This window comes from Pseudomonas agarici (assembly GCF_900109755.1).
Taxonomy (GTDB): domain Bacteria; phylum Pseudomonadota; class Gammaproteobacteria; order Pseudomonadales; family Pseudomonadaceae; genus Aquipseudomonas; species Aquipseudomonas agarici.
Window position 1 is genome coordinate 1 of the sequence record NZ_FOAR01000051.1, and the last position, 7,377, is coordinate 7,377.

The window sequence follows — 7,377 nt, forward strand, 5'->3', positions numbered from 1 at the left end:
AGGCCGTCGTCAGATCGACCACGCTGATCCGCTGGGTGATCAGGTGTTGGTAGAACGTCTCGCTGTCCCAAATCTCGCCACCCCGCAGCACCACCGAGGCGCCGCAGAGCAGCGGCGGATACAACTGCTCGACAAATCCGTCGAAGTTGAAGGTGGCGAACTGCAACATGCGGTCGGCCTCGCTCAGGCCGAAGAACTGGAGCGATACATAGGCATGCCGGGTCAGGCAAGCGTGGCTGATGCCCACGCCTTTGGGCCGACCGGTCGAGCCCGAGGTGAACATCACATACGCCAGGTTGTCCGGGTCGGCGCGGTTGGGCAGATCGCCGTCGTCCTCCTCGCTCCACGCCATCGCCTGGTCGAGGCACAGGCTGCGCACGCCCTCGGGAATCGGCAGGCGTTCGAGCAGCGCGGTCTGGGTCAGCAACAGGCGGCTGCCGCTGTCTTCGATCATGCACCGCAGGCGCTCCGCTGGATACTGCGGGTCCAGCGGCACATACGCGCCGCCAGCCTTGAGCACCGCCAGCAACCCCACCACCATGTCCAAGCCACGCTCGACGGCAATCCCCACCAGCACTTCGGGGCCGATGCCCAGCGTTTTCAGGTGGTGGGCCAGGCGATTGGCCTGGCAATTGAGCTGGCGGTAGCTCAGGCTCTGGCCGGCGCAGATCAGCGCGATCTTGTCCGGCACCCGTTGGGCTTGCTGCTGGATCAATTCGTGAACGCACAGGTTGCTCGGATACTCGCGGTCGCGGCGGCCCCAGTCATGGGTCAGCAGCCGTTGTTCGTCCATGTCCAGCAACGCCAGTTCGCCGATACGCTGCGTTGGATCGGCAATGACCGCTCGCAACAGATTCTGCCAGTGCCGTGCCAGACGCTCGATAGTCGAGGACTCGAACAGATCGGTCGCATAGGACCAGGTGGCCGTCAGGCCAGCGGCGGTCTCGTAGGTGTCCAGCGTCAGGTCGAATTGCGCCGAAAGCTCTTCACTGTCCAGGGTTTCAGCCTGCAAGGTAGCCAGTTGCCGGGTCTGGTTGGGGCTCGTGACCTGGTGGTTGTACATCACTTGGAACAGCGGGCTATAGCTCAGACTGCGCTCGGGGTGCAGGGCCTCGACCAGTTGTTCGAAAGGCAGGTCCTGGTGGGCCTGCGCCTGCTGTGCCGCCTGTTTGACCTGTTGCAGCAGACTGAGGAAGGTTGCCTGGGGGTCCACGGTCGCCTTCAACACCTGGGTGTTGACAAAAAAGCCGATCAGACGCTCGGTCTCAACCCGGTTGCGGTTGGCAATCGGTACGCCGACCCGGATATCCGACTGCCCGGAATAACGCTGCAACAGTGCCTGAAACGTCCCGAGCACAAGAGTGAACAGCGACGTGTCCTGCTCGTGGGCCAGACGCTTGAGAGCCTGAGCCAGGGCGGCGGGCAAAACAACCGACAGGCTTGACCCACGGTAACTCTGGACCGAGGGCCGTGGATGATCGAGCGCCAATGCCAGTATTGGCTGTTCACCGCCCAGTTGCGCCTGCCAGTAGGCAAGCTGGCGCTCGCCCTCTCCGGACTCCAGCCATTGACGCTGCCACTGCGCATAGTCAACGTAATCCACCGGCAACGGCGCCAGACGCGGCGGCACACCCGCGCTCGACGCCGCATAGAACTCCAGCAGTTCCTCGACCATGATCCCCATGGACCAACCATCGCTGATGATGTGGTGCAAGGTCACCACCAGCAGATGCTGGTCGCGGTTCAACGGCAGCAGGCGCACGCGCATCAGCGGCCCGTTGAGCAGATCGAACGCGGTGGCGGCCTCGGCTTCCAGGCACGCCTTGATCGCCAGCGCCTCATCGTCGATCGGTAAGGGCGTGTCGCCGATCCGCAACTCGACCGACTCCACGGGCAGGACCACCTGGCAGGTCTGTGTCTGGGCTTCGACAAACCGCGTGCGCAGGCTGGCATGCCGGGCAATCAATTGCGCGAAGCTGCGGTCCAGCGCTACTCGGTCCAGCGAGCCGTGCAGGCGCAGTGCACTGCAGATGTTGTAGGCACTGCCTTGCGGGTCCAACTGCCAGAGGAACCATTGCCGCTGCTGCGCATAGGACAAGGGCAACGGCCCTGATTCGCTGACCGGCACAATGGGCAGGCGAGCGACATTGACCCCGGCCTGCTGCAACTTGCCAAACAGTTGTCGGCGCTTGTCGCCATCCAGCCCCCTGATCCGTTCGATCAGTTCCTGGGTACGCGCTGGATGTTGATTAAGCATGGTCTTCCTCCAATTCATCAAGAGCGCCGAAGATCAGGTCGAGCTCATCGCCCGGCGCCTCAGCGGCCATCACCGCCGCCAGGTGCGCGGCCAATGCCTGGAGTACCCGCAACGCATAGAAATCCTTTATCGGCAACTCGACGCCCAGGGCATCGCGCACCCTTGCCAGCATCATCACCAGTTGCAGCGAATGACCGCCCAGCTCGAAGAAATCGTCGTCCAGACCAATACGTTCGAGTTGCAGTACGTCTTTCCAGATACCGGCCAATACTCGTTCGAGCTCACTTTGTGGAGCCCGGAACCCGGCACGCCCCTGCACTTCAGGCGCCGGCAGGGCACGGCGCTCCAGCTTGCCATTGGGGCTCAATGGCAAGTGGTCGAGGAACAGCAGATGGACAGGCACCATGTACTCGGGCAGTTTTTCCAGCAGGGCCGACTTGAGTGCCTCGCGCAGCGCCGGCTGGGCCTCGACCGCCAGGTCGTTGTTGCTCGGCACGACATACCCCACCAGTTGCAGCCCCGCCGCCGCCTCGACTGCCAGCACCACCGCCTCGCGGACACTGGCCTGCTCCAGCAGGCGGGCTTCGATTTCACCCAGTTCGATGCGCAGGCCACGGATCTTCACCTGATGGTCGATTCGGCCGGCGTACTCGATCACCCCGTCCTCGCGATAGCGCGCCAGGTCACCTGTACGGTAGAGGCGTTGACCCGCGCCGAACGGGCTGGCCACGAACCGCTCGGCGGTCAAGCCCGCCCGGCGCCGATAACCACGGGCAAGGCCTTCGCCACCCAGATACAGTTCCCCCACGACTCCGGTCGGCAAGGGTTGCAGGTCATGGCTGAGGAGGTAGGTGCTCAGGTTGGCAATCGGTTGGCCGATGGGCACGCTGTCGTGGCCCTCTTCACGACAGGTCCAATGGGTAACGTCGATTGCCGCCTCGGTAGGACCGTACAGGTTGAACAGGCCCACCGTCGGCAGTTGCTCGAACACTTGGCGCTGGGCAGCCGTGGACAGGGCTTCGCCACTACAGATGATCCGTCGCAACCCGCCACACCCAGCCACCCCCGGATGCTGCAAGAAGACCTGCAGCATCGACGGCACGAAGTGCAGTGTCGTGACCCGCCGGGCATTGATCAGGGCAACCAGCCGGGCCGGATCGCGATGATCGCCGGGGGCCGCGACGATCAGGCGCGCTCCCGTCATCAGTGGCCAGAAAAACTCCCAGACCGAGACATCGAAACCGAACGGCGTCTTCTGCAATACGCTATCCGTGGCATCCAGCCCGTAGGCCTGCTGCATCCAGCACAGGCGGTTGGTCAAGGCCCGATGACGATTGCCCGCGCCCTTGGGCTTGCCGGTGGAGCCCGAGGTGTAGATCACATAAGCCAGGTTTTCCGGGTCCAGAACCAGACCTGGACGGTACGCCGACCCACCTTGCGGCAAGGCATCATCCAGGCACAGTGTCCGCAGCCCTGACGGGACTGGTAGGCGGGCAAGCAGCGCCTGCTGGGTCAACAACAGTGCGATAGCGCTATCGTCGATCAGGTAGGCCAGCCTATCAGCAGGATAATCCGGGTCCAGCGGGACATAGGCGCCACCGGCCTTGAGAATCGCCAGCAGGCCGATCACCATCTCTAGGCTGCGCTCGGCGGCGATGCCTACCAGCACCTCGGGGCCGACACCCAATGCGATCAGTTCATGGGCCAGGCGGTTGGCACGCTCGTCGAGCTGGCGGTAAGTCAGTTGCGTCTCGCCAAATACCAGGGCCGGAGCCTGGGGAGTACGCTCGACCTGATCCTCGATCAGCTCATGCACGCAACGCTCCAGTGGGTAGAGCGTCTGCGTCGTATTCCATCCCTCGACCACCGCCTGCTGTTCGTCGGCCTGTAGTAATGCGACCTCGCCCAGGGTCCGTTGCGCGTCCTGGCTCAAGCCATCGAGCAACGCCAGCAAATGCCCATTGAGCCGTTCGATGGTCGCCCGGTCATAGTGTTCATGGGCAAAGTTATAATGCAGGGCCAATGTCTGCCCCAGGGTGACGCCCAGGGTCAACGGAAAACTGGTCTGGTCGTGGTTGATCACCTCGCCGAAATGCAGGCCGTGCGCAGCACCTTGCTCCAGCGCCTCGGAGATCGGGAAGTTCTCGAACACGAGGATATTGTCGAAGAGCGCCTCGCCCGTCCGGCCAGCCCAACGCTGCACCTCGAACAGCGGCGTATGCTCATGATCGCGCAGCGCCAGATTCAGGGCCTGCAAGGCTTGCAACCATTGCCCGACGGTGTCCTGAGGCCGAGGGGTCGCCACCAGTGGCAAGGTGTTGATAAACAGCCCCAACTGATGCTCGATGCCGGCCAGTTCCGCGGGGCGTCCCGAGACAGTGGTGCCGAAGACTACCGTGTCGCGCCCGGTATAACGCTGCAACAGCAACAACCAGGCGGCCTGGAGCAGGGTGTTGAGCGTGACTTTCTGTTGTCGGGCGAACGCCCCTAGCCGGGCCGTAGCCAGGGCGTCGAGCGGGTGATGGTGCGCGCCATATCCGTGCTCATGCACCGCCGCCGGGGCACGGGCGATGCATTGGCCGAGCCGGGTCGGATCCTGCAGCGGGCGCAACTGCTCCGCCCAGAACGCCTGCGTACCTGCGGCATCCTGGCGTTGCAACCAGTCGATATAATCACGGAAACGCCCGGCCGGATAGCTCGGGGCTTGTCCGCCATAGCGCTGCAAGACCTCGCCCAACAACTGCGAACTGCTCCAGCCATCCATGAGGATATGGTGGTGGGTCAAGATCAGGTGATGACGTCGCGCAGCGGTGCGGATCAGACTCAGGCGCAGCAGCCCCGGCTGATCGAGATCGAAACCACGGGCGCGCTCGCGCTCGGCGAAAGCCTCCAGCATGCCAGGCAGTCCTGCTTCTTCGCGCCAGTCCAGTGCGCTGAATGACAACGGCACCTGACGCCGGACGATCTGCAGTGGAGTCTGTAGCGGGCTCTGCCAGAGGAAACCGCTGCGCAGGATATCGTGGGTGTCCAGCGTGGCTTGCCAAGCGGCTCGAAAACGTTCGACATCCAGGCCCTCGACATCCACGCACAGTTGATTGATATAGGTACCCTTGCCCGATTCATGCAAGGTATGGAACAACATACCCTGCTGCATCGGGGACAATGGATACAGGTCTTCGATCTGCCGGGCCGGCAACGCCAGTTCGTCCAGGGCCGCCTGTCCAAGTGCCGCCAACGGGAAATCTGACGGTGTCACGCCGCCCTGCTCGATCTGGCAACAGTGCTCCACCAGCGCGGCCAGCTCCAGCGCGAAATGGTCGGCCAGTTGCTGCACGGTGGCTTCGTCGAACATCTCCCGGCTGAAGGTCCAGCGCAGCTCGAACTCGCCTTGGTAAACCTGTCCCTCAAGGCTCAGCCAATTGTCCAGCGACGCCTCGGGATTCTGTTCGGCGCCGGCCGGTTCGCCGGTCGGCTTGAACCACGCGCCCTCCTCGGCATCGAAACTGCCGTCGAACTGCCCCAGGTAGTTGAAGGTGATACGGGGCAGCGCTAGCGCGGCAAGTTCTGCCTGGATCGTGGCACTCGCCAGGTAACGCAGGAGACCAAAGCCAATCCCCCGCTTGGGAATGGCCCGCAACTGTTCCTTGATCTGCTTGATGGCGACCGCCTGGTTCGGCGCCGAAACCAGCCGGAGCGGAAACTGGCTGGTGAACCAGCCCACGGTACGGGACAGATCGAGATCGTCGAACAGCTCCTCGCGACCATGGCCTTCGAGCTGGATCAGGTGATCTGGCTGGCCGGTCCAGCGTTCCAGCACTCGGGCCAGTGCCGTCAGTAGCAGGTCATTGACCTGGGTACGGTAGGCAGCAGGCGCATCCTGCAACAACCGGCGAGTCAGCGAGGTATCCAGGCGAGAACGCACTACCACGGCGTAACGGCTCTGGAGACTGCCTCGTGGACGCTCGCAGGGCAGCTCGCGCGCGCCCTCGTCCAACTGCCGACGCCAGTAAGGCAACTCAGTTTGCAGCACCTCGCCCTGTGCATAGGCCTGCAAGCGCTCGGCCCAGACCTTGAACGAATGGGTCTTGCCCGGCAGGCTCACGCTCTGGCCCTGAGTGATTTGCTGCAAGGCAGACTGCAAGTCTTCCAGCAGGATACGCCAGGACACCCCATCCACCACCAGGTGATGGATAATCAGTAACAGTCGTTGGCTGCCGTCCACCAATGTCGCCAGCACACCTCGCAGCAATGGCCCCTGCTCCAGATTCAGGCTGGCCTGGGCCTGGTCATAGAGAGGCACCAGCTCGTCGGCTCGCAGGCCTTGTACCGACCATAAGAGATCTTCGGGCAGCGTCCGGGTGCTGGGCAGTTCGGCCTTCCACCCGCTGGGGGTTTCGCGGAAGACGCTGCGCAGTCCATCGTGATGCAGCCACAATGCTTCGAGCGCCTGTTGCAGCGAGGATGCCTGCACCGGCTGTTGCGGCTTGAGCAAAACCGCCTGGTTCCAATGCTCGCGCGCAGTGATTGGCGCCTCAAAAAAAGCCCGCTGGATGGGCAACAACGGCGAGGCGCCCGACACCAGCCCCTGATCGATGTGCTCGCGACTTTCGCCTTGCCTGGCGATGCCGGCCAGACCCTGGACGGTCTGGTGCAGGAACAGGTCCCGAGGAGTGAAACGCACACCTGCCTGGCGCGCCCGACTGACGACCTGGATCGAGATGATCGAGTCGCCGCCCAGCTCGAAGAAGTTGTCGTTCAGCCCGACCCGCTCGACCTTCAGCACCGCCTGCCAGATCGCCGCGATCTGCTGTTCCAGCGCCGTGACCGGAGCGACAAAAGCCTGTTGCGCCTGGCTAGCATCCGGCAGTGGCAGGGCCTTGCGGTCCAGCTTGCCATTCGGGCTCAACGGCAATCCCTCAAGGAACAGCACGTGCGTCGGTACCATATAGTCCGGCAGGCTGCCCTTGAGCCGGGCACGCATCCGCTCGCGCACAGCCGCCTGCTCCGCCGGCCCGGCCTGACTCACCGAGCGTTGCGTCGGCACCACATAGGCCGACAGTTGCAGGCCACTGCTGCCCGGCACCGCCAGCACAATGGCCTCGCGTACCGCCTCCTGCTCC

At 63.6% G+C, this 7,377-nt stretch carries 2 protein-coding genes; both read right to left on the reverse strand.

From position 1 onward, the window contains the following. A partial coding sequence (locus BMX68_RS24735) for a condensation domain-containing protein (RefSeq protein ID WP_177178874.1) occupies positions 1-2,257 on the reverse strand: 2,257 nt, incomplete at its 3' end. Beyond that, on the reverse strand, positions 2,250-7,377 hold a 5,128-nt coding region (locus BMX68_RS24740; protein ID WP_143063367.1), incomplete at its 5' end, for a non-ribosomal peptide synthetase. The genes BMX68_RS24740 and BMX68_RS24735, both read right to left, overlap by 8 nt.